The organism is Streptomyces sp. A01 (assembly GCF_059026195.1).
Map to the genome: position 1 here is coordinate 67,479 of NZ_JBWLKN010000022.1, position 25,778 is coordinate 93,256.

The 25,778-nt window shown below is 68.9% G+C and carries 19 protein-coding genes, 5 tRNA genes and 1 pseudogene; 13 read left to right on the forward strand and 12 right to left on the reverse strand.

The annotated features are described in order from the left end of the window. The first annotated feature begins 15 nt into the window (after positions 1–15). Positions 16–1,107, forward strand: a complete 1,092-nt coding sequence (gene purM / locus AC5P1B_RS26200) for a phosphoribosylformylglycinamidine cyclo-ligase (protein ID WP_493890167.1) — start codon at positions 16–18, stop codon at positions 1,105–1,107. An 89-nt stretch (positions 1,108–1,196) separates the two neighbouring features. Here the strand turns inward: purM and AC5P1B_RS26205 are convergent, their stop codons facing one another. Next, positions 1,197–1,454 (reverse strand): DUF3073 domain-containing protein, encoded by a 258-nt coding sequence (locus tag AC5P1B_RS26205; RefSeq protein ID WP_493890169.1) that lies wholly within the window; start codon positions 1,452–1,454, stop codon positions 1,197–1,199. A 380-nt stretch (positions 1,455–1,834) separates the two neighbouring features. After that, positions 1,835–2,983 carry a Leu/Phe/Val dehydrogenase gene (locus AC5P1B_RS26210; protein WP_493890170.1) on the reverse strand — a complete coding sequence of 383 codons (1,149 nt, stop codon included), beginning with the start codon at positions 2,981–2,983 and terminating at the stop codon, positions 1,835–1,837. A 191-nt stretch (positions 2,984–3,174) separates the two neighbouring features. Here AC5P1B_RS26210 and AC5P1B_RS26215 point away from each other — a divergent pair, with 191 nt between their 5' ends. Then, the gene (locus AC5P1B_RS26215) at positions 3,175–4,011 is read left to right on the forward strand and encodes a DUF8083 family protein (protein ID WP_493890171.1); all 837 of its coding nucleotides are present in this window, start codon (positions 3,175–3,177) and stop codon (positions 4,009–4,011) included. Between the two features lie 536 nt (positions 4,012–4,547). Beyond that, positions 4,548–4,754, forward strand: coding sequence for a developmental transcriptional regulator BldC (bldC, locus tag AC5P1B_RS26220; protein WP_003949541.1), 207 nt, complete (start codon positions 4,548–4,550; stop codon positions 4,752–4,754). 466 nt (positions 4,755–5,220) lie between these two features. Here the strand turns inward: bldC and AC5P1B_RS26225 are convergent, their stop codons facing one another. The 3 genes from AC5P1B_RS26225 to hrpA all read right to left on the reverse strand — a co-directional run bounded on the left by AC5P1B_RS26225 (position 5,221) and on the right by hrpA (position 10,381). After that, entirely contained in the window at positions 5,221–5,436 is a 216-nt protein-coding gene (locus tag AC5P1B_RS26225) for a DUF6274 family protein (RefSeq protein ID WP_493890173.1), read from the reverse strand. Between the two features lie 589 nt (positions 5,437–6,025). Next, positions 6,026–6,100 (reverse strand) — tRNA-Asp (locus AC5P1B_RS26230). Positions 6,101–6,310: 210 nt separating this feature from the next. Then, positions 6,311–10,381 carry an ATP-dependent RNA helicase HrpA gene (hrpA, locus tag AC5P1B_RS26235; protein ID WP_493890174.1) on the reverse strand — a complete coding sequence of 1,357 codons (4,071 nt, stop codon included), beginning with the start codon at positions 10,379–10,381 and terminating at the stop codon, positions 6,311–6,313. A 412-nt stretch (positions 10,382–10,793) separates the two neighbouring features. Between hrpA and AC5P1B_RS26240 the strand changes: the two genes are divergently transcribed. Together AC5P1B_RS26240 and AC5P1B_RS26245 are read left to right on the forward strand one after the other, a co-directional pair. Then, the gene (locus AC5P1B_RS26240) at positions 10,794–11,840 is read left to right on the forward strand and encodes an ABC-2 transporter permease (RefSeq protein WP_493890217.1); all 1,047 of its coding nucleotides are present in this window, start codon (positions 10,794–10,796) and stop codon (positions 11,838–11,840) included. A gap of 327 nt (positions 11,841–12,167) precedes the next feature. After that, the gene (locus AC5P1B_RS26245; RefSeq protein WP_493890175.1) at positions 12,168–13,094 is read left to right on the forward strand and encodes an NADP-dependent oxidoreductase; all 927 of its coding nucleotides are present in this window, start codon (positions 12,168–12,170) and stop codon (positions 13,092–13,094) included. Positions 13,095–13,199: 105 nt separating this feature from the next. On the opposite strand, the gene AC5P1B_RS26250 is transcribed toward AC5P1B_RS26245, so the two are convergent. The 3 genes from AC5P1B_RS26250 to AC5P1B_RS26260 all read right to left on the reverse strand — a co-directional run bounded on the left by AC5P1B_RS26250 (position 13,200) and on the right by AC5P1B_RS26260 (position 13,465). Further along, positions 13,200–13,273: transfer RNA gene (locus tag AC5P1B_RS26250), tRNA-Phe, on the reverse strand. Positions 13,274–13,277: 4 nt separating this feature from the next. Continuing rightward, positions 13,278–13,352, reverse strand: a tRNA-Asp gene (locus AC5P1B_RS26255). A gap of 40 nt (positions 13,353–13,392) precedes the next feature. Next, positions 13,393–13,465: transfer RNA gene (locus tag AC5P1B_RS26260), tRNA-Glu, on the reverse strand. A 278-nt stretch (positions 13,466–13,743) separates the two neighbouring features. On the opposite strand from AC5P1B_RS26260, the gene AC5P1B_RS26265 reads away from it, so the two are divergent. After that, positions 13,744–14,157: a metallopeptidase family protein gene (locus AC5P1B_RS26265; protein WP_493890176.1), complete on the forward strand. Its 414-nt coding sequence runs from the start codon at positions 13,744–13,746 to the stop codon at positions 14,155–14,157. Positions 14,158–14,418: 261 nt separating this feature from the next. Here the strand turns inward: AC5P1B_RS26265 and AC5P1B_RS26270 are convergent, their stop codons facing one another. Beyond that, a complete protein-coding gene (locus AC5P1B_RS26270) occupies positions 14,419–14,550 on the reverse strand; it encodes a hypothetical protein (protein ID WP_493890177.1) in 132 nt (43 codons plus the stop codon). Positions 14,551–15,226: 676 nt separating this feature from the next. Between AC5P1B_RS26270 and AC5P1B_RS26275 the strand changes: the two genes are divergently transcribed. Continuing rightward, positions 15,227–16,156, forward strand: a complete 930-nt coding sequence (locus AC5P1B_RS26275; protein WP_493890179.1) for a helix-turn-helix domain-containing protein — start codon at positions 15,227–15,229, stop codon at positions 16,154–16,156. Beyond that, positions 16,068–16,253 (forward strand): DUF397 domain-containing protein, encoded by a 186-nt coding sequence (locus AC5P1B_RS26280; RefSeq protein ID WP_493890180.1) that lies wholly within the window; start codon positions 16,068–16,070, stop codon positions 16,251–16,253. The genes AC5P1B_RS26275 and AC5P1B_RS26280 overlap by 89 nt, the downstream gene beginning before the upstream one ends. 381 nt (positions 16,254–16,634) lie before the next feature. On the opposite strand, the gene AC5P1B_RS26285 is transcribed toward AC5P1B_RS26280, so the two are convergent. The 3 genes from AC5P1B_RS26285 to AC5P1B_RS26295 all read right to left on the reverse strand — a co-directional run bounded on the left by AC5P1B_RS26285 (position 16,635) and on the right by AC5P1B_RS26295 (position 20,555). Beyond that, entirely contained in the window at positions 16,635–17,483 is an 849-nt protein-coding gene (locus AC5P1B_RS26285) for a recombinase family protein (RefSeq protein WP_493890181.1), read from the reverse strand. Between the two features lie 363 nt (positions 17,484–17,846). Then, on the reverse strand, positions 17,847–18,557 hold the full coding sequence (locus AC5P1B_RS26290) for a hypothetical protein (protein ID WP_493890182.1): 711 nt from the start codon (positions 18,555–18,557) through the stop codon (positions 17,847–17,849). A gap of 327 nt (positions 18,558–18,884) precedes the next feature. Beyond that, positions 18,885–20,555 carry a recombinase family protein gene (locus AC5P1B_RS26295; protein ID WP_493890183.1) on the reverse strand — a complete coding sequence of 557 codons (1,671 nt, stop codon included), beginning with the start codon at positions 20,553–20,555 and terminating at the stop codon, positions 18,885–18,887. 96 nt (positions 20,556–20,651) lie between these two features. Between AC5P1B_RS26295 and AC5P1B_RS26300 the strand changes: the two are divergent. From AC5P1B_RS26300 to AC5P1B_RS26320, 5 genes and pseudogenes are all read left to right on the forward strand, one after another. After that, a pseudogene (locus AC5P1B_RS26300) lies at positions 20,652–20,717 on the forward strand (metallopeptidase family protein); the annotation flags it as partial. Between the two features lie 363 nt (positions 20,718–21,080). After that, positions 21,081–21,548, forward strand: coding sequence for a hypothetical protein (locus AC5P1B_RS26305; protein ID WP_493890184.1), 468 nt, complete (start codon positions 21,081–21,083; stop codon positions 21,546–21,548). A gap of 209 nt (positions 21,549–21,757) precedes the next feature. Further along, a complete protein-coding gene (locus tag AC5P1B_RS26310; RefSeq protein ID WP_493890186.1) occupies positions 21,758–24,019 on the forward strand; it encodes a DEAD/DEAH box helicase in 2,262 nt (753 codons plus the stop codon). A gap of 331 nt (positions 24,020–24,350) precedes the next feature. Then, a tRNA-Lys gene (locus tag AC5P1B_RS26315) sits at positions 24,351–24,423 on the forward strand. 698 nt (positions 24,424–25,121) lie between these two features. Beyond that, positions 25,122–25,418, forward strand: a complete 297-nt coding sequence (locus AC5P1B_RS26320) for a hypothetical protein (protein ID WP_493890187.1) — start codon at positions 25,122–25,124, stop codon at positions 25,416–25,418. Positions 25,419–25,778: the final 360 nt, after the last annotated feature.

The window sequence follows — 25,778 nt, forward strand, 5'->3', positions numbered from 1 at the left end:
TGAAGGTTCCCAGCAATGCCTGAGACTGTTCCTGCTGGCGGCGGCGCCGACGCGTCCGCTTCGTACAAGACAGCGGGTGTCGATATCGAAGCGGGCGACCGCGCCGTCGAGCTGATGAAGGAGTGGGTGAAGAAGGCCACCCGCCCCGAGGTCGTCGGCGGCCTCGGCGGCTTCGCCGGGCTCTTCGACGCCTCCGTCCTCAAGCGGTACGAGCGGCCGCTGCTCGCCTCGGCCACGGACGGCGTCGGCACCAAGGTGGACATCGCCCGCCGCATGGGCGTCTACGACACCATCGGCCACGACCTGGTCGGCATGGTCGTGGACGACCTGGTGGTGTGCGGCGCCGAGCCGCTGTTCATGACCGACTACATCTGCGTCGGCAAGGTCTACCCGGAGCGGGTCGCCGCGATCGTCAAGGGCATCGCCGAGGGCTGTGTCCTCGCCGGATGCGCCCTGGTCGGCGGGGAGACCGCCGAGCACCCGGGTCTGCTGGGCGCCGATGACTTCGATGTGGCCGGTGCGGGCACCGGGGTGGTCGAGGCCGACCGGCTGCTGGGCGCCGAGCGCATCCGCAGCGGCGACGTGGTGATCGCCATGGCGTCCTCAGGACTTCACTCGAACGGGTACTCGCTCGTACGGCATGTGCTCTTCGACCGGGCCGGCTGGGCGCTGGACCGCGAGGTCGCCGAGTTCGGGCGGACCCTCGGTGAGGAACTGCTGGAGCCCACCAAGATCTATTCGCTGGACTGCCTGGCGCTGACCCGCACCACCGAGGTCCACGCGTTCTCGCACATCACCGGCGGCGGCTTCGCCAGCAATCTCGCCCGGGTCGTCCCGGACGGGCTGCACGCCACCATCGACCGGTCGGCCTGGACGCCCGGTCCGGTGTTCGACCTGGTCGGCCGGGCCGGTGCGGTGGAGCTTCTCGAACTGGAGAAGACCCTCAACATGGGCGTCGGCATGGTCGCCGTCGTCCCGCGGGAATCGGTGGACGTGGCGCTGGACACGCTGGCCGACCGGGGCGTGGACGCCTGGGTCACCGGCGAGATCACCGAGCGCGGTGACCACCGTGAGGCTGTGGCCCTGACCGGTGACTACGCGAGCTGAGGACAGCACAGAACCCGGTCCGGGGCAAGCCCTGGACCGGGTCAGTGATGCTGCTGTGAACGTCGCAGACGTGCCATGGACGCTGGGCGTCAAGCGCGACGACGTTGCGCGGACGGATCAGACGACTCCTCGTCGTCATCGTCCTCGTCGTTGTAACGATCCGCGTACTGCGCGTACGGATCGTCGTCCAGCTCAGCATCGTCGATCGGCGGCTCGCTCGGTGGCGGCTGCTTCGTCGGCGATGCGCCCAGCTCGTTGGCCAGACGTGAGAGGTCTGTCCCACCGCTGTTGTACTTCAGCTGGCGGGCGACCTTCGTCTGCTTGGCCTTGGCCCGGCCGCGCCCCATGGCTCGACCCCCTCGGTGACGGGGCTCGACGGCCCCAGAGTCTTGACACGCGTTCATGAGTCGGAGCGGACTCTCGAAGGAGAGACCGGTCCGCAGGGCTTCAACGGTACCTGCTTCTCTGGCCATACGGTACGTCGCCCACGGCACGTGCCACCCGGCAGAACCGGCGAGGCGCCCCGTCCTCGCTGGTCAGCTGCGATTTTAACGCTTCTTGAGCGCCGACCCGCCGACAGGCCGTGAGGGATCTCTCCCCCTCGGCCCGCCGACGGCCCAAAACCTCACGGAAACGGCCCGAACGCTGCCCGCCCGTCACCATCGGCCATCCGGACCCCGGCGGTACGGTGACGCGCGCGCGGCGATCAGGTGAAGGACCGGCGAAGCTAGCGGCGTCGCGCTTCGGCCATGCGCTGCTCCGCGAGCCGGTCCGCGGCCTCGGCCGGGGGGATGCCCTCGGACTTCGCCCGGTCGAATATGGCCAAAGTCGTATCGAAGATCTTGGTCGCCTTCGCCTTGGCCCGGTCGAAGTCGAAACCGTGCAGCTCGTCCGCGACCTGGATCACGCCACCGGCGTTCACGACGTAGTCCGGCGCGTACAGCACGCCGCGGTCGGCCAGGTCCTTCTCGACACCGGGGTGGGCGAGCTGGTTGTTGGCCGCGCCGCACACCACCCGCGCGGTGAGCGCCGCGACGGTCGTGTCGTCCAGGGCGCCGCCGAGCGCGCAGGGAGCGTAGACGTCGAGGCTGGCCGCGATCAGGGCGGAGGTGTCTTCGGCGACCTTGACCCGCGGATACTTGGCCCGCACCCGGTCGATGGACGCACTGCTCACATCGGTGATGACCACCTCGGCGTCCTCGGCGAGCAGGTGCCCCACGAGGTGGTGGCCGACCTTGCCGACGCCCGCGACGCCGACGCGGCGGCCCTTGAGCGTGGGAGCGCCCCACAGGTGCTGGGCGGAGGCCCGCATGCCCTGGTAGACGCCGAAGGCGGTGAGCACGGAGGAGTCGCCGGCGCCGCCGTTCTCGGGGGACCGCCCGGTCGTCCAGCGGTTCTCGCGGGCGACCACGTCCATATCGGACACGTACGTGCCGACGTCGCAGGCGGTGACGTAGCGGCCGCCGAGGGACGCCACGAAGCGCCCGTACGCCAGCAGCAGCGCCTCACTCTTGATCCCGCCGTTCTCGACGGTGGCCGGATCGCCGATGATCACGGCCTTGCCGCCGCCGTGGTCGAGCCCGGCGAGGGCGTTCTTGTACGACATGCCACGGGCGAGGTTCAGCGCGTCGAGGACGGCCTCCTCGTCGGACGCGTAGGCGTGGAAACGCGTACCGCCCAGGGCGGGGCCCAGGGCGGTGGAGTGGAGGGCGATGACGGCTCTGAGGCCGCTTTCGCGGTCCTGGCAGAGCACGACTTGCTCGTGGCCGCCCCGATCCGACCGGAAGAGGACGGAGAGGGGGCTGAGGGGCTGGCTCGTAGCCGGACCGTCGACGCTGACGGTGGGACGTACGTCAGTCACGGTGGTGACTCCCATATGTCGCGGTGGGTGCCCTCCTGGGGGTGGTGGAGGGCCGGTTGGCAAGAGACTAAGACCTGCCGCCCGAACGGATCGGCAAGGTGCGGAGGATCACCCTCCCGCGCCGCGGAGGCGTGGGACGATGCGAGCGGCCGAGGAGGCTCGGCTCGGCAATTCCTGGCGACAGATTCTGGCTTGAGGGAGCGGGTGTGACCTTGGCGTCTTCGGTGATTGTCCCGTATGCGTCTTATCTGCGGGTCTATGAGCCGCTGGCCGCTTTTCCCGAGCCGGAGCGCGCCCATTGGGCCGAATACGCCCAGCGCGAGCACACGCCAGGGGCCCAGGACGAACTTCGCCGGTCGCTGGCGGACTTGCTGCCCGTGCCGCCGGTGCCCGTCCCCGTGCACGAGAGCAGCGACGCCTTCGTCACCGTGGTGGACGGCGTCACCTGCGTGTGTCCCTGGCGCACCCGGCTGCGCGGCTGGCTGGCCCTTGAGGAGGTCTCCCAGCGGCTTCCGGCGCCGCTGCTGGACGCGGCGCTGCCGCCCGTGGTGCGCCGCCAGGCGGCGGCGGACTTCGAGCGCTGGCTTGAGCGCAATCCTGACGCCCGGCCGTGGATTCGCTCGGCGACCTGGCATGTGCCGGTCCGCTGGTTCGTCCTGTTCGCCGACGCGGAGCGGGAGTACACCAAGGGCGAGGACGGCCTGGTGCTGCGCTACCGGACGCCGATGGTGGAGGCCAGGCGGCGGGTGGCACGCGGGCTGAAGGCGCTCAAGGACGCGCTCGACGAGGGGCCTTTGATCGACGGCCTGGTAGATGTGGGGCGGTGGCTTGAGGAGTTCCACCCGCGTTCGCTGGTCGAACTGGACTACGGCGGTCTGGTGCACGCGGTGCCGGAAGGGCAGTTGGAGGAGGACCATTCGGCGGCGGATGTCGCGGAGGGGCTCGCCGCGCTGCGCGACGGGGACGGTGAGCGGGCCGGCGTGGCGTACGAGCGTCTGACGGACCGCTGGAGCGCGGTGCGCGACCGGCAGCGGTCGAGCTGAAGTCACGGCGCTCCGCGCGTATCTGAAGCCCTGTAGGGCGACGACCCCGGAACCGCTGGCGCGGGCCTCGGGACGTTGGGTCCTGCGCATCGGGACGTAGGTCCCGATCCGGGCTATTACCTCAAGGGTGATGTAAAGCACTGACTTCGGGCCTTGCGGTCATGCCCCACCCTCGTGCCAAAATAGGACAAGGAGTCCAGGAAGGGCTCCTTCCGCCCAACTAAGGGCGGATAGATCGGTATTGCCCTCCTTGGTGGGTCTGGTGGCGTGTGATCCCGTTGTGACTGATCGTTACGGTGGTGTGACTGTCCGCTATGGCATGGTCCATCGGCTTCCGCCGAGGTTGAACACCTGAGAGGGCAATTCCATCGGTTTGGCCGACGCGGCTGGACGGATGGTGTAGTTGTAGTGCCGAGGACAAGCCGTTCGTCCTATAACCGACTCGGCCCGCGTCCGCCATTTCGGGCAACGCGGGTCAAGGTGCAGAATTTAGAGGAAAGAACCGTGATGGTTCGGTTCTCCCGAGGAGGCCGCTCATGACCGCTCGCACCCCTGATGCCGAGCCGCTGCTGACCCCGGCTGAGGTTGCCACGATGTTTCGCGTGGACCCGAAGACGGTCACACGCTGGGCTAAGGCAGGCAAGCTCACGTCCATCCGCACGCTCGGAGGGCACCGGCGCTACCGCGAAGCGGAAGTCCGTGCACTTCTTGCGGGCATCCCGCAGCAGCGCAGCGAAGCCTGAATAACCGCATAACCGGGCATTTCCAGGTCCCCCAACCTGGTTGCCGCCCGTTCCGTTCCACACGACTGGTGCCTGCCCCAACAGGTGCCACGCCCGCTCGACATTGGGTGCGTCGTTGATCGCGCTGGACTCCGCCGGGTCCAGCGCGATCTTTTTATGCCCCGGCGCGCTGGCTGACGAGGTGCTCTTGACCGCACCGGCAGGGTGGCATAACGGCCGAACCGGCCCGACATGGCCGTCCTTCGCGGGCCTCTCCAAGGTGCGGTGCAATTGCACATATTAAATTGAGAGCGTGTAGGAGGGCTGTAAGTTCCCCCTACATGGAAAGCAGTTCGGTGACTCCCGTCACAGCGCGCCGCACTTGTCGCCTATGCCTCAACTGCGATATACGGTCCCCGTGTCCGGGTGCCTCCACACTGTCACCGCATAACCGCGCCCCGCGGCGCATGGATCACCGGTCGGCGGCTCAGTCGTCTCCGGCCGCCCGCGTGAGCCCCGCCGACCCCTCAGCGCCTCTGGCGGACTCCTGCGCGCCGCTCGCCGACGCGCGCTGCTGCTCCTGCGCGAGTCTCAGCAGCCGGTGGCACACCGCGCAGTGCCGGGTCAGATGGCGGTAGCTCGTAGCGGCGGACAGATGGGCGCGCAGCAGCGCCCTCGTCTCATGCCTCGCGGACATCGTCATACGCGTACCTCCCGGCCCCCACGCCTTCCTGAGTAGGTACCGCTGGTGCGTGCCCCAGTCAAGGTGCGACGAGGGGCGAGGGCTATGTGGGTCCAGGCCTTCCGCTACGTCGTCGCCACGGAGGAACGGCCTCCGGGTGCCCTGCGGGGCGGCTGGGGCGGCCCGGACGCTCCTCTGTGGGGCTGTGGGGCTGTGGGGCTGTGGGCGCTCGCAGGTGGGTGCTGGCCTCTCCGGTGCGGATGGGGTGCGGGTGGCGGCTGTGTGTGGCTGTGTGTGCTGCGCGTGGCTGTGTGCGTGGCTCGTGGGCCAGAGCGGGCGAGCCGAGCCGAGCGGGCGAGCCGAGCCGCCTGGCGGCGCCAGGCGGCCTCGTGGCGCCGGGGAGGCGGGATGACGGGCCGGCCGGGCGCCGGGGCCTCTGACGCCGCTTCAGCGCCGTCAGCCCCACCGGCCCCCACCGGCGCAGCGCTGACGCGGTCACCGGCCCTCACCGCTACATCGCTGACGCGGTCACCGACTCGGCACCGAAAGCGAAAGAGCCCGCATCCTCTGGGGATACGGGCTCAGTCCGTTACTGCGATGTCAACTACTGCGGTCCTGACGGGATTTGAACCCGCGGCCTCCACCTTGACAGGGTGGCGAGCACTCCAAGCTGCTCCACAGGACCATATGTTCGCGCCGCGCTGTCTGGCGTGCCCGGCTGCGAGACGAGACTCTACAGCAGGTCAGGGGGTGGGGTCGAACCGTCCTCCGGACCCCGTCCCCCACGCGCCCCGGACTCACCCCAGAGTCGGGCAAAAGACCCACCTTGCCCCATTGTCGCGCCCGGCCATCGCGCCCGGACACGGCGCCCGGACACGGCGCGCTCCTGCCGGACTCAGGGCGCAGCGGCGTCGACGGCCTTGACGATGCGCTTGTCGGAGACCGGGTAGGCCGTCCCCAGCGCGTGTGCGAAGTAGCTGACCCGCAGCTCCTCGATCATCCAGCGGATCTCCAGCACCTCACTGGGTACCGGCCTGCCCGGATGCGCCCGCTCCAGCTGCTCCAGCAGCCACGCGTACTCGTCGCGCATCTCGTGGACCTTCGCCATCCGGGCGCGGTCCCGCTCGGCGTTGTGCGGCAGCTGCTGCAGGCGCCGGTCGATGGCCACCAGGTACCGCATGAGGTCCGGCAGTCGCCGCACGCCGTGCTCGGTCACGAAGCCCGGCTTGACCAGCTCGGCCAGCTGCTCCTTGATGTCCGTCAAGGACGGCACGAGCACCAGGCTCGTGGTGGCCTTCAGCCGCCGCTCGCACGCCTGCCAGGCGGCCAGCAGTTCCCGCACCTTGCGGACCGTGTCCAGCGTCGCGTCGGTCAGGTCGGCCCGTACGGCGTCGAAGAGCTTGCCGAACGACTCCTCGTCCCAGGCCGGGCCGCCCCGCGCCGCGATCAGCCGGTCGGCGGCGGCGGACACGCAGTCCTCGAAGAGGGCCTGCACGCTGCCGTGCGGTGAGCGGGAGAGCGCGAGCTTGGCGCTGTTGTCCAGCTTGCCCTGCGCGAACTTCGCCGGGTTCGACGGCATGTTCAGCAGGATCAGCCGCCGCGTTCCGCGCCACATGGCCCGCTGCTGCTCGGGCTCGGTGTCGAAGAGCCGTACGGCGACGGATTCGCCCTCGTCCACCAGCGCCGGGTACGCCTTGACGGGCTGGCCCGCCCGCCGCGTCTCGAAGGTGCGCGGCAGCGCGCCGATCGACCAGGAGGTCAGCCCGGTGCGCTGCTCGATGCCGACGCTGTCCTTCGACGAGGCGAACGCCTCGGAGATGGCCGCCCGCGTCTTGGGCTGGAGCCGCACCTTCAGCGTCGCGAGGTCCTTGTCCTCGGCGAGCTTGTGCCGCCGCTCGTCGACCACCCGGAAGGTGATCTTCAGGTGGTCGGGGACCTTCGACAGGTCCCAGTCCTCCGGGTCGATCCGCACGCCCACCATGCGCTGGAGCTCCCTGGTGAGCGCCGACGTCAGCGCCTCCTGGGGCCTTCCGGGCTCGTCGCGCCCCAGCCCGGCGGTCGGCGTGACGCGGGCCAGGAAGCGCCGCGCGTAGTCCGGGGCGGGGACGTAGTTGCGGCGTATGGGCTTGGGCAGCGAGCGGATCAGCTCGGTCACCAAATCCTCCCGCAGGCCCGGGATCTGCCAGTCGAAGCCGTCAGGGGTGACCTGGTTGAGCACCTGGAGCGGGATGTGGACGGTCACGCCGTCGGCGTCGGCGCCCGGCTCGAACTGGTACGTCACACGGAACTTGAGCCCGCCCTGCCGCCACGCGTCCGGGTAGTCGTCCTTGGTGACGCCCTGCGCGCGCTCGTTCATGAGCATCGACTTCTCGAAGCTCAGCAACTCCGGCTCGTCCCGGCGCTTGTGCTTCCACCAGGAGTCGAAATGCGCCCCCGACACCACATCGTCGGGCAGCCGCTGGTCGTAGAAGTCGAACAGCGTCTCGTCGTCCACGAGGATGTCGCGGCGCCTGGCCCGGTGCTCAAGCTCCTCGACCTCGCCGAGCAGCTTGCGGTTGTCGTGGAAGAACTGGTGGTGGGTGCGCCAGTCGCCCTCGACCAGGGCGTTGCGGATGAACAGGTCGCGGCTGGTCTCCGGGTCGATCCGGCCGTAGTTGACCTTCCGCTGGGCGACGATCGGCACGCCGTACAGCGTGACCCGCTCATACGCCATGACCGCGGCCTGCTTCTGCTCCCAGTGCGGCTCGCTGTACGTGCGTTTCACCAGATGCTGGGCCAGCGGCTCGACCCACTCCGGCTCGATCTTGGCGTTGACCCGCGCCCACAGCCGGGACGTCTCCACCAGCTCGGCCGACATGATCCACCGTGGTGGCTTCTTGAACAGCGCGGAACCGGGGAACACCGCGAACTTCGCGCTCCGCGCGCCCAGATACTCGTTCTTCGCGCCGCTCTTCGCCGGGGTCTTGCCGGTCGTCTTGGCCGCGCCCTTCGTGCCGTCCTCGGCGACCTCCTTGAAGCCGATGTGCGACAGCAGACCGGCCAGCAGCGAGATGTGCACCTGGTCGGGGGCGGCCTCGTCGTCCGAGGTGGCCAGCTGGATGCCCATGGTCTTCGCGACCGTGCGCAGCTGGCTGTAGATGTCCTGCCACTCACGTATCCGCAGGTAGTTCAGGAACTCCGAGCGGCACATCCGGCGGAAGGCGGAGGAGGACAGCGTCTTCTGCTGCTCCCTTACGTAGCGCCACAGGTTGAGGAAGGCGACGAAGTCGCTCGACTCCTCCCTGAACCTCGCGTGCTGCTGGTCGGCCTGCTGCTGCTTGTCCGCGGGGCGCTCGCGCGGGTCCTGGATGGACAGCGCGGCGGCGATGACCATCACCTCGCGCACACAGCCGTTGCGGTCGGCCTCCACGATCATCCGCGCCAGCCGCGGGTCCACCGGGAACTGGGACAGCTTGCGACCCATCTCGGTCAGCCGCTTCTTGGGGTCCTTCTGCTGGGCGTCGAGGGCGCCCAGCTCGTGCAGCAGATCGACGCCGTCCTTGATGTTGCGCCGGTCCGGCGGGTCGAGGAACGGGAACTTCTCGATCTCGCCGAGTCCGGCCGCCGTCATCTGGAGGATCACCGAGGCGAGGTTCGTCCGCAGGATCTCGGCATCGGTGAACTCGGGGCGGGTGAGGAAGTCGTCCTCGGAGTACAGCCGGACGCAGATGCCGTCGCTGGTACGGCCGCAGCGGCCCTTGCGCTGGTTGGCGCTGGCCTGCGAGACAGGCTCGATCGGCAGCCGCTGCACCTTCGTGCGGTGGCTGTAGCGGGAGATCCGGGCGGTGCCCGGGTCGACCACGTACCGGATGCCCGGCACGGTCAGCGACGTCTCCGCCACGTTCGTCGCGAGGACGACGCGTCTGCCTTGGTGCCGCTGGAAGACGCGGTGCTGCTCGGCGTGCGACAGACGCGCGTACAGCGGAAGGATCTCGGTGTTCCGCAGCCGTTTCTTGTCCAGCGCGTCCGCGGTGTCGCGGATCTCGCGCTCTCCGGAGAGGAACACAAGGATGTCGCCCTCACCCTCGCGCTGGAGCTCGTCCACGGCGTCGCAGATGGCGGTGACCTGGTCGCGGTCGCTGTCCTGCGCGCCTTCTTCGAGCAGCGGGCGGTAGCGGACCTCGACCGGGTACGTACGGCCGCTGACCTCGACGATCGGCGCGCCGGCCGCGGGTTCGCCGTCGCTCACCGAGGCGAAGTCGGCGAAGTGCCGGGAGAATCGTTCCGGGTCGATCGTCGCCGAGGTGATGACGACCTTCAGGTCGGGGCGGCGCGGCAGCAGCTGCGCGAGATAGCCGAGGATGAAGTCGATGTTCAGGCTGCGCTCATGGGCCTCGTCGATGATGATCGTGTCGTACTGGCGCAGCTCGCGGTCCGTCTGGATCTCGGCGAGCAGGATGCCGTCCGTCATCAGCTTGACGAGGGTGTCGGGGCCGACCTGATCGGTGAACCGCACCTTCCAGCCGATCGTCCCACCCAGCTCGGTGCCCAGCTCCTCGGCGATCCGCTCGGCGACCGTACGCGCGGCGATACGGCGCGGCTGGGTGTGCCCGATCAGTCCGCGCACGCCCCGGCCGAGCTCCATGCAGATCTTGGGAATCTGCGTGGTCTTGCCGGAACCCGTCTCACCGGCCACGATCACCACCTGGTGATCACGGATGGCCGCGAGGATCTCGTCCTTCTTCTGGCTGACCGGCAGCGACTCCGGGTAGCTGATCTCGGGCATGGCCGCACGGCGGGCCGCGACACGCTGCTCGGCCTGCTCGATCTGACCGGCGATTTCGCCGAGCACGGCCGCACGGGCCTCTGGCTTACGAATCCGGCGCGCGCCGTCGAGTCGGCGCCCCAGCCGCTGCTGGTCGCGCAGCATCAGCTCGGGCAGTCGCTCCAGCAGGGCGGGCAGGGCGGGGGCAGGCTGAGTGGACATACGGCACCCAGGATCTCACCTCCCGGAAAGAGCTGGCGAACCATTTGCGCCGCCCCGCCCGGAGCGGCGCCCCCGGAGCGGTCCCGCGTGCCCTGAACAGCTGCCGCGCCCAGAGTCTGAGGCGGGGGCGCCTCGGGGAGAATGTCCGTGATGAGTGTTTTAGCGTGACCTCATGAATGACCCGCGCGAACAGGCCACGCCGGACGAGACCCCACCCGACCCGCGCTCGTCCGCACCGCGCTCGCCGGACTCGCCCGACTCCCCGAGCGAGGAACCCTCCGCTCGCGGCGCGGCTGCCGGACCGGGGGCTTCGGGGGCGGAAGCTCCCGGCCCGGCGGCGGGTCCGGCGGCCCGCCCGGGGGCGTTGGACCATGCTCCCAGCCCGTCACCGCACGGCGCGCACGCCCGGCGCATGACCGGCCGCGAACGCTGGACGCTCTTCAAGCACCCCCCGTTCTTCCCCGCCACCGTGCTGATCTTCATCCTGGCGGCCGCCGCCGGACTCTTCGCCGGTTCGTATACGTACGTCATGGCCAACCCCACCCCGCACCACGTGCCCACCGCCGTGGTCGGCGCGAGCGACGCCCCGCGCGGCCAGGCGTTCACCCGCGGCATGGAACAGGCCCTCGACGCGTCCCTTGAGCTGCGCTACTACGCGACGTACGCCGAAGCCCGGCGCGCCGTGGACGAGCAGCGGGTCTTCGCCGTCCTGAACGTGCACCACACCGGCGCCGGGCACGACCGCGTCGAACTGGACGTCTCCGGCGCTTCCGGCGCCTCGGTCGCGGAGATCTTCGCCAAGGCGGGACCGCAGGTGGGCAAGAAGCTGGGAGTGCCGGTCACCGTCAGGGACCTGAAACCGCTCCAGGAGGGCGACCCACGCGGGCTGGCGATCTTCTACATCTCACTCGCCGCCGTCATCATCGGCTTCGTCGGCGCCATCCAGCTGAGCGTCCACGCGCGCTCCCTCAACCCCGCCGAGCGCATCATCTTCACGGCGGCGTACGCGCTGCTCGGCGGCTTCGCCGTCGCGGCGGTCGTGGACTGGCTGCTGGGCGCGCTCGACCTGCCCTTTGTGGAGTCGTGGCTGATCCTCGCGCTGACGCTGTTCACGTCGGGCATGGTCTTCACGATGTTCAACACCCTCTTCGGCCGCTGGGCGATGCTGCCCACCTGGGGCCTGATGGTGCTGCTCGGCAACCCCTCCTCGGGCGGCGCCGTGTCCTGGCCCCTCCTGCCGTCCGTGCTCGGGCACATCGGCCGCTGGCTGCCGCCCGGTGCCTCGGTGAACGCCCAGCACACGGCCGTCTACTTCGGCGGCCACGAGCACCTCTTCCCGTTCCTGGTGCTCGCCGGATGGGCGATCGTGGCCTGCACCGTCTTCTGGGTCTGGCGCCACCGCCACCCGGGCGGCCGCGACAGCGCCCAGGGGGGCGAGTCGGCGGCGCCAGGAGGCTAGCGGGATGTCCAGCGGATCATGGGCGCCCGGCACCGGGCCGTACCAGGAGGTGCCCCGTCAGGGGCGCGGGGAGCCGCGCGACCAGCCACGGCGCACCCGCGGTCCGCGACGTACGGACAGGGCTCCGGACAGGGCCTCCCCCGCCGCCCTCCGCACGCGTGCCACACGTCTGCCATACGCGCACCACCCGCGCTCCGGGCTCCTTCTCCGCTTCTCCGCGCTCTCTTCGTGCACTCCCTCCGCGCGCCGGGCACGCCGGTTCGCACTAGCGTGAAAGCGGCGGCTTCGGCCGCCGTCCCACGTACCCGCTCCAAGGAGAGCACCATCGTGAAGGCTGTGAGTTACCGCGCCTACGGCGGACCCGAGGTCCTGGAGTACGGCGACCTCCCCGAACCCAAGGTCGGCCCAGACTCGCTCTTGATCAAGGTCAAGGCGGCCTCGGTCAATCCCGTGGACTGGAAGGCCCAGGGCGGCCACCTCGACTCACTGGTGGACGCCGCGTTCCCGGTCGTCCCCGGCTGGGACGTCGCCGGAGTCGTCACCCGGCTGGGGCTGGACACCCCGGAGTTCAGCGAGGGCGACGAGGTCATCGGCTACGTACGCAAGGACGTCCTGGCAGGTGGCACGTTCGCCGAGTACGTCGCCGCCCCCGTACGCACCCTGGCCCGCAAACCGGCGAACCTCACCTTCGAGCAGGCGGCGGGCCTGCCGCTGGCCGGGCTCACGGCCTACCAGGCCCTGGTCAAGATCCTGAAGGTGGGGAAGGGCGAGACAGTACTGGTCCACGCGGCATCGGGCGGCGTCGGCTCCCTGGCCGTACAGATCGGCCACCACCTGGGAGCCCGCGTCATCGGCACGGCGAGCGAACGCAACCACGACTACGTGCGCTCCCTGGGCGCAGAGCCCGTCGTCTACGGCGACGGCCTGCGGGACCGGGTCCGCGAGCTCGCCCCGAACGGCGTGGACGCGGCCTTCGACCTCGTCGGCGGGGACGCCGTGGCCGCCTCCACCGACCTGCTGAAGGACGGCAGCCGGATCGCCTCCATCGTGGACCCCGCCGTGGTCCCCCTGGGCGGCCGCTACTTCTGGGTCCGCCCGGACGCGGCAGACCTGGCAGCCCTCACCGACCTGGCCGAGTCCGGGGCGATCACGGTGGAAGTCGCCGCCACCTTCCCCCTGGAACGCGCCGCCGACGCCCAGCGCGAGAACATGGAGGGCCACACGCGCGGCAAGGTGGTCGTCACGGTGCCGTGAGCCGGTGCTGCGCTCTGGCTGGACCAGCACAGCCGGACCAGTACAGCGAACACAGCGAAGGCCCCGGCAGACAGATCTGTCGGGGCCTTCGCTGTATTGCGGCGGTGGCTGGGGCCGGGGTCGAACCGGCGACCTTCCGCTTTTCAGGCGGACGCTCGTACCAACTGAGCTACCCAGCCGCAGCGGTCCTGACGGGATTTGAACCCGCGGCCTCCACCTTGACAGGGTGGCGAGCACTCCAAACTGCTCCACAGGACCAAGCACACGTGCGAGCACTAGTCTCGCACATGGTCTTGCGTGCCCCCAACGGGATTCGAACCCGTGCTACCGCCTTGAAAGGGCGGCGTCCTGGGCCACTAGACGATGAGGGCTGATGGCCCACCTGGGCGCCTTCCGGCGCCTTCGGGGACGTGAGAAGCATATGGGATGCCGACGGGGATCGCCAAAACGGTTTCCCGCTGGTCGTCGGGCGGGGGTGATCCCGGCCCTTTCCCCGTTGGGCCGGCGGGTGGTGAGGGCCGCGGCGCGGCGGCGGGCGTGGCGGCGGCCGGGGCGTGTGGCCGCTCGCCGGGGCCGGGTCAGGGGCGCGGAACCGGTGGGTCCGTGGCCGACTGGGCGCGGAGGGGCGTCCCTGCCTGACAATGGCCGGGTGCTGGAGATGACGCGCGAGGAGTTCGAGGAACTGGTCGCTGAGGCGCTGGACCGTATCCCGCCGGAGTTGACGCGGCTTATGGACAACGTGGCGGTGTTCGTCGAGGACGAGCCGCCCGCGGAAGACCCCGAGTTGCTTGGGCTCTACGAGGGAACGCCGTTGACCGATCGGGGGGAGTGGTACGCGGGAGTGCTGCCGGACCGGATCACGATCTACCGGGGGCCGACCCTGCGGATGTGTGAGGACCGGGAAGAGGTCGTGCAGGAAACAGAGGTGACCGTGGTGCACGATACTACGAAGAACACCATTCGGGAGGTTGTGAGACACGAGGTGGCCGTGACAGTGGTCCATGAGGTGGCGCACCACTTCGGCATCGAGGACGAGCGGCTACACGAACTCGGCTGGGGCTGAAAACGACGTCAGCCCCGCCCATGCGCCACAGAAACTGGGAGCGCGCGGACGGGGCTGCGGTCGTATGACTCAAACGAGGCTTACCCCGGCTTGAGCCTTAATGGAGTCCACAGCGTCACTGGTGAGCCACCGAAGCGGCACGACGGTCCATCGGTCGCCCTTACGCATGATCACGGCATTGCCATCTTTGGTGCGCCCGATGTGTATGAACCCATGGTCGCGCCGTAGGTCTTTCGCTAGGTGCTCGCCGTGGATCATGCGCTACTTCCCTTCGCGCTCCTCGTCGTCGGCCATGCTCGTGTGGACGTTACCGTTCTGGGCGACCCCCGTATCGGGGTCGGTTACCTGGTCCCGGTTCTCGTTCGGGTCCCACTCGTCATCCTTCTTACCCATTCTCGGGTGCTCCTTCCGGACGAACCCTGTGCCGACACAAGGGCCGTCCCTGTGTCGTCGTGCGTGGTGGTGCACCCGTCCGGCCAAAACTCCCCAGGATCGACCGGACGGGCGTTGGTGCCTACCTCCCTGCCGGGAAGGGTGTGGGGAGGGTCAACCGGCAGGGAGGTAGGGGCTAGGTGTGGCCGGGCGTCCCGTGGATGGCCAGCCAGGCAGTGAAGCCGCAGAGGGCGACCAGAGCGCCGAAGATCAGCGCACCTCCAGCCACGTCTGCCCAGTCGATTAACGGGCCCCTACGGGGCGCCCCGTGCCGTCTATGGGTCATGGCTGCGCCCCCTCGGCCATAAGCACCAGCGAACGCGCCGCCCGGCAACGATCACCCGTGCTCCGCTCACACCCGCACGGCGGGAAGTGCAACGGATGGTCCTCAATGGTCTCGGCGGCCTGTACGTACCGCGTCGGCCCCCAGGTGCGCCCACCATCCCGTGACACCCGCAGCGTCATGCGCGCTTTCTGCGGCGCAGCTTCCTTCTGCCCTGTCATCTGTTCGAGCCTCCGTGTGTCCCGCTCATGGGGAGCGGGCATTAACTGTGAGGCTCAGGTTCCACCGGCCCCGCTACGCTGACCAGGGCTCTAGCCATTCCAAATGGGGTTGGAATATTGGGGAGTTGAACGCATGCGCGATGAGCCAGAGTCGCCAGCAGAGGAGTTCGGTAAGGAGATCAAGTGCGCCCGTGAAGCGCAGGGGTGGTCACAACAGCAACTTGCCGCCCAGCTGCTCTGTGGGCAGCCATACGTCAGCAAGGTTGAAACAGGGCAACAGCTTGCCAGCCCTCAGTTCGCCGAACAGTGCGACAGGGTGTTTGGTACGCCGGGCGTCTATGCCCGGATGCGCCGTCGAGCCGCCGACGCTGGCAGCCCCACATGGTTCATTCCGTACCTAAATCTTGAGCGCGACGCGCGAGCCGTCTGCGACTACTCCACCACGCGCATCATGGGCATACTGCAAACCCCGGGGTACGCAGAATCCGTCTTCCGTGCGGCGCGCCCATCTGAGACAGCAGCCGAGATCAAGGCGCGTGTTGAAGGTCGATTACAACGACGCGAACTCTTCGATAGCGCCAGTCCACCATCACTGTGGGTGATCCTTTATGAGGCGGTCCTATGGTCAGGCGTCGGCGGCGCTGACGTCATGCGGGGGCAGCTCCAGCACCTCCTAGCGGTTGCGGAGTCTCCCCACATCACCCTTCAAGTCTTCCCCTTCAGCGCGGGCACCCCATCACGAGGAGTGCCGTTCATTGTGCTGACGCGACAGGACGGCACCGACGTTCTGTACGAGGAGACATACCATCAAGGGCAAGTGCACGACTCACCGGAAGTGGTAGCCGAAGCGCGCGCGGCGTACGAGCGTCTGCGCGCTGACGCTCTGTCGCGTGACGACTCACTGTCCCTCATCCGGCACGTCACGGAGGAATACGCCAATGAGCACCACCCCCGACTTCCCCGCCGCGATATGGGTGAAGTCCACCTACAGCGAAGGGAATGGCGGCAACTGCGTCGAGTGGGCCCCCGGACTCGCAGCTACCGGCGCCGTCCCCGTCCGTGACTCGAAGAACCCCGACGGGCCCGCCCTGAGCTTCCCTGTGGCCTCCTGGCGGACGTTCGTGGACCTGGTGAAGCAAGGGGCTTACCCGACTCCGTAAGGCGGTCAGACGGCTATTCAGCGCCCCGCAAGCACCGCTACCCCCGGCTCCCTCACAGCGGAAGGAACCGGGGCTCCGATGCCCTTGAAACGCGTACAGACTCTGAGCCGCTATCACGTAGCGGTCCCGCTCTCTGCGCTAAGGGGGCACTCACCGCCCCTTAACCCCTGCCTTTCTCCTCACGCCTGACAGGATTCCCGCACGTCAGCGCGCTGTGCGGGCAGGGAAAAAGGATCACACCTAGCGTGCGCGTGCCGAGCTAGGACCGGGATCGCCAGAAGGGGCTTCACCCGAACTTTGATCACGCTCTGCCCCCTTGCGGCCGGACATGCGAAAGACCGCCTGCCAGCACGGGCAAACGGTCTCTCAGGTCCGGGCGGATCACTCCGTGTCGGCAAGCGCCCGGTACAGCGTCGCGCGGGACACGCTGAGCGCCTTGGCTATGGCCGTGACGCTCTCTCCCTTGGTACGGCGCGCCTTGGCCGCAGCGAGCTTGTCAGCGTCCATCACGGTCGGACGTCCGCCGTGATTGCCCTTGCTCGCCGCGATCTCCAGCCCCTCCATGGTCTTGTCGCGGATGTAGTCGCGCTCTACCTCCGCCCCGACCGCCAGCACGGCGAACACGATGGCGCCTGCCCCGTGGGGATCATGGACGCCCTGAAGCGGACCGGACAGGATCTCAAGCTGAATGCCGCTCGCCTGAAGCTGAGCCCCCAGCGTCATCAGCTCAGCGGCGTTGCGCGCAAGGCGCTTCATCTCGTGCACGGCCAAGATCACGGCTTGATTGGGCGCGGCGGTCTTGATCTCCTTGGCCAGCGTCAAGGCGGCTTCGAACTCGGGTCGAGTCTTGACGCGCGTGCTGATCTTCTCCGAGAACACCCGCGAGCACTGGGCACGGGCCAACGCGTCCAACTGGCTCTGAAGCTCCTGGCGGACCGTGGAGCACCGGGCGTACCCAATCCGTATGGGAGCGCCAGGGGCAGCGTCGGGGGCCACCACAGGGGCCGCTGAAGCCGTCCACGCCCTCCCCGGCTTCCGGTCGGCGGGAGTCTTGACCGTCAGCTCCGCCTTCAGCGACGGAACCAGGGCGAAGCGGCCCGTGTGGTAGCTGGCGGCAACCCTGTCCGCTCCCGTGCGGCAGGGGCTACCGGCGGGAGCGTCGCACTTGGGGCAGTCGTGACGTTCGGCGAGTTCGGCGGGGGAGGTGGCGTTCGCGGTGTTCGTCGTCATGCGCCCACCGTCTCATAAACGCGTCTCGTAATCCATTGAACCCCGAGACTTTCTGAGACGGGTTTTGAGACCGGCGAACGGAGCGAAACGGACACCCGTCCGGTGGGGTGGCAGCCGTCTCACAAACCATCGATTGTGAGACGACCGCCACCCGTCACGCTCCGCCACATCCCCAGACCCGTACGAACCGAGCGGGTCAGCACCTGAACGGTCACACGGATGACGATCACGGGACCATCCCCCTGCCCCTCATGGGCGTCCGGGTGACTGCGGCGCTCCGCACAAACCGTCTATTCCGCCATGCGGAAGTTTCTTCTCCCACACGCTCATGCCAGGAAGAAGCGGGGGGCGCCTCCCTGGGGGTCACTCCGGCAGCGTCACCCCGCGCCAGCCCTCGTACCCCGCCAGCTTCCGGCGCGCACCAAAGCGCTTGTCCATCGCAGCGAACACGGCGCGCTTACCCGTCACCGTGCCCAGCGAGCGAGCCAAGACAGGCTCCGCCGTGATGAACGCCTCCCACACCGCAGAAGTGCGCACGTGTGTGCCGTGGGGCGCAGTGCCCAGGTTCCGCACCCACGACGCCGGATCACTCAGAGCCGCGCGGAACGCATCGAACTGTGAAGCCAGTGAGAGGAGTTGCGTAGCCCGCGCGTCGGAAGCGGACTCGATCTCTGTTGCCACGGCGCGGACGGTACGGGCCATGGCGGGCGGCACGTCCGTGGGGGGAGGATCGGACTCAAGCTCTCTGTACAGCGTGCCGATGATCTGCGACTGACGTTCTTCCTCCTCTTCATTCTCCGCGTCCGCCATCGCGTCCCGCGCTTCATCCATGGCGTAGCGCAGGCGGTAGCGGCGTTCGGCGCTTGTCTCATTGGTCAGCAAGGTCTCTGCCATGTCTCGCAGCCACTCACCCATGCCCCGCCGGATCAGCGGCCAGTCCCGCCACTCTCCGGCCGGGGTTGTCCACTGTGCGCCGCTCCACAGGAACGGCACGGGAGTACTCGCCCTGTCGGCATATCGTGCTGCCACTTCCAGCGCACTGCGTGCCGACGCATCGGCTATGTACTTACTCACCCAAACCCCTTAACAAGAGACATTGAAGACAATTCATCCCCGCTGTCTTGCCGACCACTGATCACATCAGGTGACCAAAGGTGACCCGATGACCACTCAAGAGGTGAGCTCGGAGACTAACAAACAACCAGGTCACACGCTGTTTAGGTGAAGAGAGAGCAACAAACAACAATCTCTTTCGACGTAAGGCAGAAGTGGGCTCAACTTCGTCATTCGCCACCTCGTCACTCCATCACCACCCCAAGCCCCACGCGCCCCCAGGAACGCCGAACGGCCCGCCGCCGGGGAGTTACCGGCAACGGGCCGCGAGCGGCGCTCAGGCAGCGGCTACGCGCCCTCTGGCTCCTCCGAGAGCGTCAGCGACGCACCAATGTCCGTAGGCTCCTCCTCGCCGACCCACCAGAACCTGAAGCGTTTAATGGTTGGCCTGACTCCGGACGCGCGCGCCTTGAACAGCCACACTCGATTGAGAGCCAGGCTCAGAAGCTCGCGCCGCTCGGCAAGTTCGTTGCGTTCCCAAGACTCCTTGAATAGGTCGATCTCGTGGAACGGGGTCACGTCGAGCCTGATCGATGTCGGGATAGCCGAAAGCTCTGCTTCGAAGCGCTCCAAGCGCCCCTGGCTCGTCTCGTACCGCTGACGGAATCGTGCGTCACCGCGCGTGCCCCGGAAGAGACCGTCAAGCTTCTCGCCTTCCAGCCGCGTGAGGAACTGCTCCTCATCCCGAATCAGTGCGGCCAGTTCCCTCCGCCGGGCGGCACGGTCGGGGTGTCGGAGGTCCGCCCAACGCTCCGCTATGGCCAGCGCTCCGGGGTCGTCGTCGTCCATACCATGCAGATGGCGGAAGAAGGCGTCTGTCACCAGCGCTTCGGCGATAGGCCCCTTCATCAGCGTTCCCGGGCACCGCCCGCTGAAGTGGCGACGCGCACAGCGGTATCTGGGCCACGGCTTACCGTCGCGAATCATGTAGGCGTCATACGACTGGCGTGCCCCGCATTCTCCGCAGTGCAGCAAGTCGGATAGAAGCCCGGTGACTGGGCGTCCCGTGATCTTCGACTTTCCTCCGGGCATGGCCGCTCGTGTCCAGTGGATCGGGACGCGCGGTCCGAACATGGCGCGCAAGCGAGTGTGATCCGCCAGTGAAATGATCTCGCTACCCACGCGGACCGTCTCGCCCGTCAGGCTGTGACGGTAGATCTCACCCTTATGTGGGAGGTAGCCCGCCATTACTGGGGAAAGGACGAGTTGGCGGACGGCTGGCCATGACCATGAGTTAGGCGTCTTCAAGGGCTTCTCGCGCAGCTTCGCAGCCTTCAGCGGCTCGCCTTTAGCTTCCAGTTGCTCGATTCGCAGTTTCCTGCCTGCCCATCTGGGGGAGTCGAACGTCTGATCATTGAGCCACTTCGCTACCGACCGTAGCGACTGGCCATCCAGCAGCTTCGCGACGGTGGCGCGGATCACTTCAGCCTCTTCGGGGTGAGCTTCAAGCTTCCTCACCGGGGTGACGATGAAGCCGTACGGGCGAGACCCCATCCAGCGCCCCGCGTCCCGCTCGTCCGCCCGGAGGTCCGCGACACGGATGGACGTGTTCTTGGATTCCTTGTGCGCTTGATGTGCGGCCAACGTGAGCTGGATCTCCCAGCCCTCGTTGGTCGAGTCGATCCCGTCCGCGATTGAGATGAAGCGGCACTCGGTCTCGTAGACGATCCGGATGATCTCCGACGCCTGGGGGATGCCCTGACGGGTGGCCCTGTCCACCTTGAAAACGATCAGTACGTCCGCCAGTCGCTCGCGGAGCATGTTGAGGGCGGCTTCCCAGTTGGGGCGGTCCACGTAGGTGTGGAACCCGGACTTGTCCTCGTCCTTGAACACCTTGATCACGTCGGCGCCCAGGTCATCGGCGCGGCTTCGGCCCGCTTTCTCCTGGCGAGGGATGGACGTGGACGTGTCCGTGAGATCCGAGATCCGCAGGTACAGGATCGCGCGCAGGATGTCCACGGCGCGTGAGACTTCTCGTGGTGACATGCAAACCTCCCCTAACCCCGCTGACCACCTTAGTTCCGAATGGATAAGGTGTCTGGCGGGTGCTTCTGGGTCCATGAGATCGCGCACCACTTCGGCATCGACGACGAGAGGCTGCACGCGCTCGGATACGGGTGATTCCTGCCGGGCAGTGCCCGGCACTGCCCGGTCCCGGCCGGTCATGCCGGGCGCTGCCGGTGTGGCGGCGGTGGGCGAGGGCCGTCGGCGCCGGAGTGCGGCGCCGTGGTCCGCGCCCCTTGCGGGGTGATCCCGGGCCGATCCCGTGCCGATCCGCGGCTGCTCCGGCGGAAGAGTGGTGTGTCGGGCGTCACGCGGCGCGTGTCCTGGGCGGGGCGGGGCCAGTTGGGCAGGAGGCCCGCACTTCGCGCCGGAAGGTAGCACCTCATGCCCGGAATTTCCGCTCAAATCCTGCACTCGTCGGCTCGTACCCCAGTTCGGGTCGCTGCCGTCGCGCTCGCCGCCATGGCTCTCGGTGGCTGCATGAGCGTTTCCGAACCCGGGCGGCCGCACTCCGGCCGAGGCGGTGGGGAGCGGGGTGGCGCGGCGGCCGAGCAGGAGGGCGGCGCGGTGCTCCCGGACGGCGCGCGGCACGCCGACGCACAGGCGAAGCGGGGCAAGGGGAAGGGCAAGACGGAGGACGAGTCCTCCGCCGCGCCGGACGATGACAAGCGGGGCGGCAAGCGCGAGGCCGGACAGCAGGACGCCGGGAAGCGGCCGTCCGGCACGTCGCCGACGGCGGAGGCGCGGCCCTCGTCGCGCCCCGGTGTCCCGGCACCCTCACCGACCGGCCCGGCGCCACGTCCCCGGCCGGCACCACCCCGTCCGAGCAGCCCGGCTCCCGAGCCGACTCCGTCCGTGCCGTCGAGCGAGCCGACCCCCTCCGAGCCCCCGCCGAGCCCAGCCCCGACCGGCGAAGAACCGCAGGCCAGGCCCATGAAGGAGCGGTGAGACGAGGGGGGATTTGCCTTCCGGGGGCAGGGGTGCGTATGGTGGTAGATCGTTTGATCCCATTTGCCCGGCCGACTTCGGAAAAGATTCGAAGCGTGCCGCGTGGCGCGTTCCTTTCCTTGCCGTGGCTGACCGCATAGAGGCGGTCGTTTGCGAAATCACACGGAGTCTGGGCGCGTGCCGAAACTCCGGAAGGTTTCGCATTTCGCATGTCCATTTCTGCTGAGCACACTGTCATGCCCGCGGTCGAAGAGACCGTTGAGGCTATTGAGGTCGTCGAGGCCGTAGAGGCCGTCATCGAGACCTCCGCGTCCGTCGAGGCGCCCACCACCAAGACCGACGTGCCCGTCGAGGCCACCGCGTCCGTCCAGGCCGCCCCGTCCGTCGAGACGCCGGACGCCGCCGACGCCGAAGCCGACGCCACGGAGACCCCCGAGGCCGCCGAGGCGTCCATCACGTTCGCCGACCTGGGTCTGGCCGAGCCGATCGTCCGCAAGCTGAACCAGAACGGTGTCACCACCCCGTTCCCGATCCAGGCCGCGACCATTCCGGACGCGCTGGCGGGCAAGGACATCCTCGGCCGTGGCCGCACCGGCTCCGGCAAGACCCTCTCCTTCGGTCTCCCGCTGCTGACCCAACTCGCCGGTGGCCACACGGAGAAGAAGCGCCCCCGCGGCCTGATTCTCACCCCGACCCGTGAGCTCGCGATGCAGGTCGCCGACGCTCTCCAGCCGTACGGTGACGTGCTCGGCCTCAAGATGAAGGTCGTCTGCGGCGGTACGTCGATGGGCAACCAGATCTACGCGCTGGAGCGCGGCGTCGACATCCTCGTCGCCACCCCGGGCCGACTGCGCGACATCATCAACCGTGGCGCCGCCACGCTCGACAAGGTCGAGATCGCCGTCCTCGACGAGGCCGACCAGATGGCCGACATGGGCTTCCTGCCCGAGGTCACCGAGATCCTCGACCTGGTGCCCGCGGGCGGCCAGCGGATGCTCTTCTCCGCGACCATGGAGAACGAGATCGGCACCCTCGTCAAGCGCTACCTGACGAACCCCGTCACGCACGAGGTCGACGCGGCGCAGGGCGCGGTCACGACCATGACGCACCACGTGCTCGTCGTGAAGCCGAAGGACAAGGCGCCCGTCACGGCCGCCATCGCCGCCCGCAAGGGCCGCACGATCATCTTCGTCCGCACCCAGATGGGCGCCGACCGCGTGGCCGAGCAGCTGGTCGACTCCGGGGTGCGCGCTGACGCGCTGCACGGCGGCATGACGCAGGGCGCGCGGACCCGCGTGCTTGAGGACTTCAAGGGCGGCCACGTCAACGTCCTCGTCGCCACCGACGTCGCCGCCCGCGGCATCCACGTCGACGGCATCGACCTGGTGCTCAACGTCGACCCGGCCGGTGACCACAAGGACTACCTGCACCGTTCCGGCCGTACGGCCCGCGCGGGCAAGAGCGGCGTCGTCGTCTCCCTCGCCCTGCCGCACCAGCGCAAGCAGATCTTCCGGCTGATGGAGGACGCGGGCGTCGACGCCTCGCGTCACATCGTCGGCGGCGCCGGCGCGTTCGACGACGACGTGGCCACCATCACGGGCGCGCGCTCCCTCACCGAGGTGCAGGCGGAATCCGCGTCGAACTCGGCCAAGCAGGCCGAGCGCGACGTCAAGGACCTCACCCGCCAGCTGGAGCAGGTGCAGCGCCGCGCGACCGAGCTGCGCGAGGAGGCCGACCGCCTGCTGGCGCGCGCCGCGCGCGAGCGTGGCGAGGACCCGGCCGTCGCGCTGGCCGAGCGTGCCGAGGCCGCCGAGACTGAGGCGGCTGAGGCCGCCGCGGCGACCGTCCCCGCGCAGGCCGAGCAGCCCGCGACCGAGGCCCCGACCCGTCCCGCGTCGTCCGAGCGTCGTGACGACCGGGGCAACTTCGAGCGCCGTGAGCGCCGCGACGACCGTTCGTCGGGCGGCTACCGTCGTGACGAGCGTCCCTCCGGTGGCAGTGGTGGTGGCTTCCGCCGCGATGAGCGTCGTGACGACCGTCCGGCGTCGGGTGGGTTCCGTCGTGATGACCGTCCGTCCGGTGGGTTCAACCGTGACCGTCGTGATGACCGGGGTGGCCGTTCTTTCGACCGTCGTGACGAGCGTCCCTCCGGTGGCAGTGGTGGTGGCTTCCGCCGCGACGACCGTCGTGACGACCGTCCGGCGTCGGGTGGCTTCCGTCGTGATGACCGTCCGTCCGGCGGGGTCCGCCGTGACGACCGGCCCGCCACCGGTGGGGGCTACCGCTCCGGCGGCGGCGACCGCCCGTTCAACCGCGACCGCCGCGACGAGCGCCCCGCGGGCGGCCACCGTCCCGCCAACAGCACCGGCGACCGCCCGTACGGCCGTCGTGACGAGCACCGAGGCACCGGCACCCAGACCGGCTCCTTCGGCCGCCGCGACGACAAGCCGCGCTGGAAGCGCAACGGCTGACCTCTGATGGTCCGGCAGGGCCCGTACGGCACAGTGGTGTCGTACGGGCCCTGCCTGTTTTCCGTGGGCTCGCGCCGCGCTCCGGGCACCGGAAGCGCCGACAGCGCGACGGCGCGGTGCGGCGGCGGCTGTGACATCGGGCACGCGTGCGCCCGCGCGTACAGGTGCCCGAGGCCCGCCGAGGAGCGGGCGAGACCGCTCCCGGGCGGCCACCGGCGGCCCGGCGAGCCGCCCACGGTGCGCGGAAGCCGCTGCTGGTGGGACGGTGAACGAGCGTCGATGCCTTATGCGCTCGGGGCTCAGGGGATCGCCGGGCTATGCTGCGTGGTGCGGGCCATTAGCTCAATTGGCAGAGCAGTGGACTTTTAATCCATTGGTTCAGGGTTCGAGCCCCTGATGGCCCACCGATGCGGGTGGCAGGAACCCCCTGTTGACCCGCGTTAGGCGCCCCGGCTGGACTTCAGCGGCCGGGGCGTCTTGCTGCGCCGCACCGGGTCCCCGCACCGGGTCCACCCCGGCGAGCCATGCCCACTCGCCGATCACCGCGCTTCCGCATGGTCGGCCTTCGGCCTGCGGAGGGGGGCTTCGCCGTATCCGGACAGCACAACGGCCCCCGACCGTAGCGGTGGAGAGCCGATCGCTGACCCTGCGGCGAACGCAGCGGTACCGTCCTGGTGACGGGTCAGAACGCAGCCAGGGATGGCCGAGCGCACTGACATCGCCGGTGCAGGCGGTCGACTACCCGCGGAACACCGATGCACCGGAAGGCATCGCGCGCCGGGGCCCGTCGCGGTTAGCCGTCGCGCTGTCGTACGCGCGGGTCGGCCGCCGCTACCGCTCCACCCGCCGGGCCCAGCGTGGCCCCGCCGCCCGTCCGGGCCCCACTTATGAGTCATTTCGCGAGATCAGCCCCCAGACGTCGCACCCGCCGACAAGATAGGGAGGCAACCACGAGCGAGGACCAGATGCCCCCAGAACGGCCATGTGGCGACTGCGACGGAACGGGACAGGCCGAATGGTGGAGCCTCCAGGGGAATCCGGTCGGGACCAGTCGCAGCGGATGTGTGGGCACTGGGCGCGTACCGGCGTAGAGAGGATCGCGATGGCAACCGTGCTGCCGTCGAGCATGGCTCCGGAGGACGTTCCCCTCGGACTCGCGCTGTGCCCGAAGTGCGACGCCCGGACGATCAAGCTGCGCGGCCGAGAGGTCTGGTTGTGCGTTCACTGCTACGGCGAAGAGCGCACGGCCGCGGCGCGCCGGGCATCGTCGTCGGGAGCCTGGGTATCGGCGAACTTCGCCACGGACCCGTGCATGGCGTGCGGAGGCGATGACGTGGACGCCGACGGCCGGGTCTGGTGGTGCAACGTCTGCCTCATGACGGTGACCGTGGCCCGCTGAGGGCGCGTGCGTTGTCAGTGCCTGGCCGTAGCGTGGAGACCGTCCTTATCCTCGCTGCTGGCGCTGCGTGACTCGGACACCGGAGGCCGGACGCCTGTGTGCGTCCGGCCTTCGCCGTGTCTGTTGCCTCCCTTCGTGACCGTCGCCTTCCCTTCCCGTTGGCGTGACCGTTGCTTCCTTCCCTTCGGCCTTCGTTCCTCCTGCCCTTGGGGCCCGTGCGCCCGGCCACGAGCTCGTACGCGTGCGCGTGCGCGTGAACGCGGCCCGGATCGAGACGCTGGGTGACGGCCTTGTACGCGCGCGTGCGCGTGCGCGGGCCTCGCTTACAGCGTTCGGATTGAGCTTGGCGACGAAAGCGCG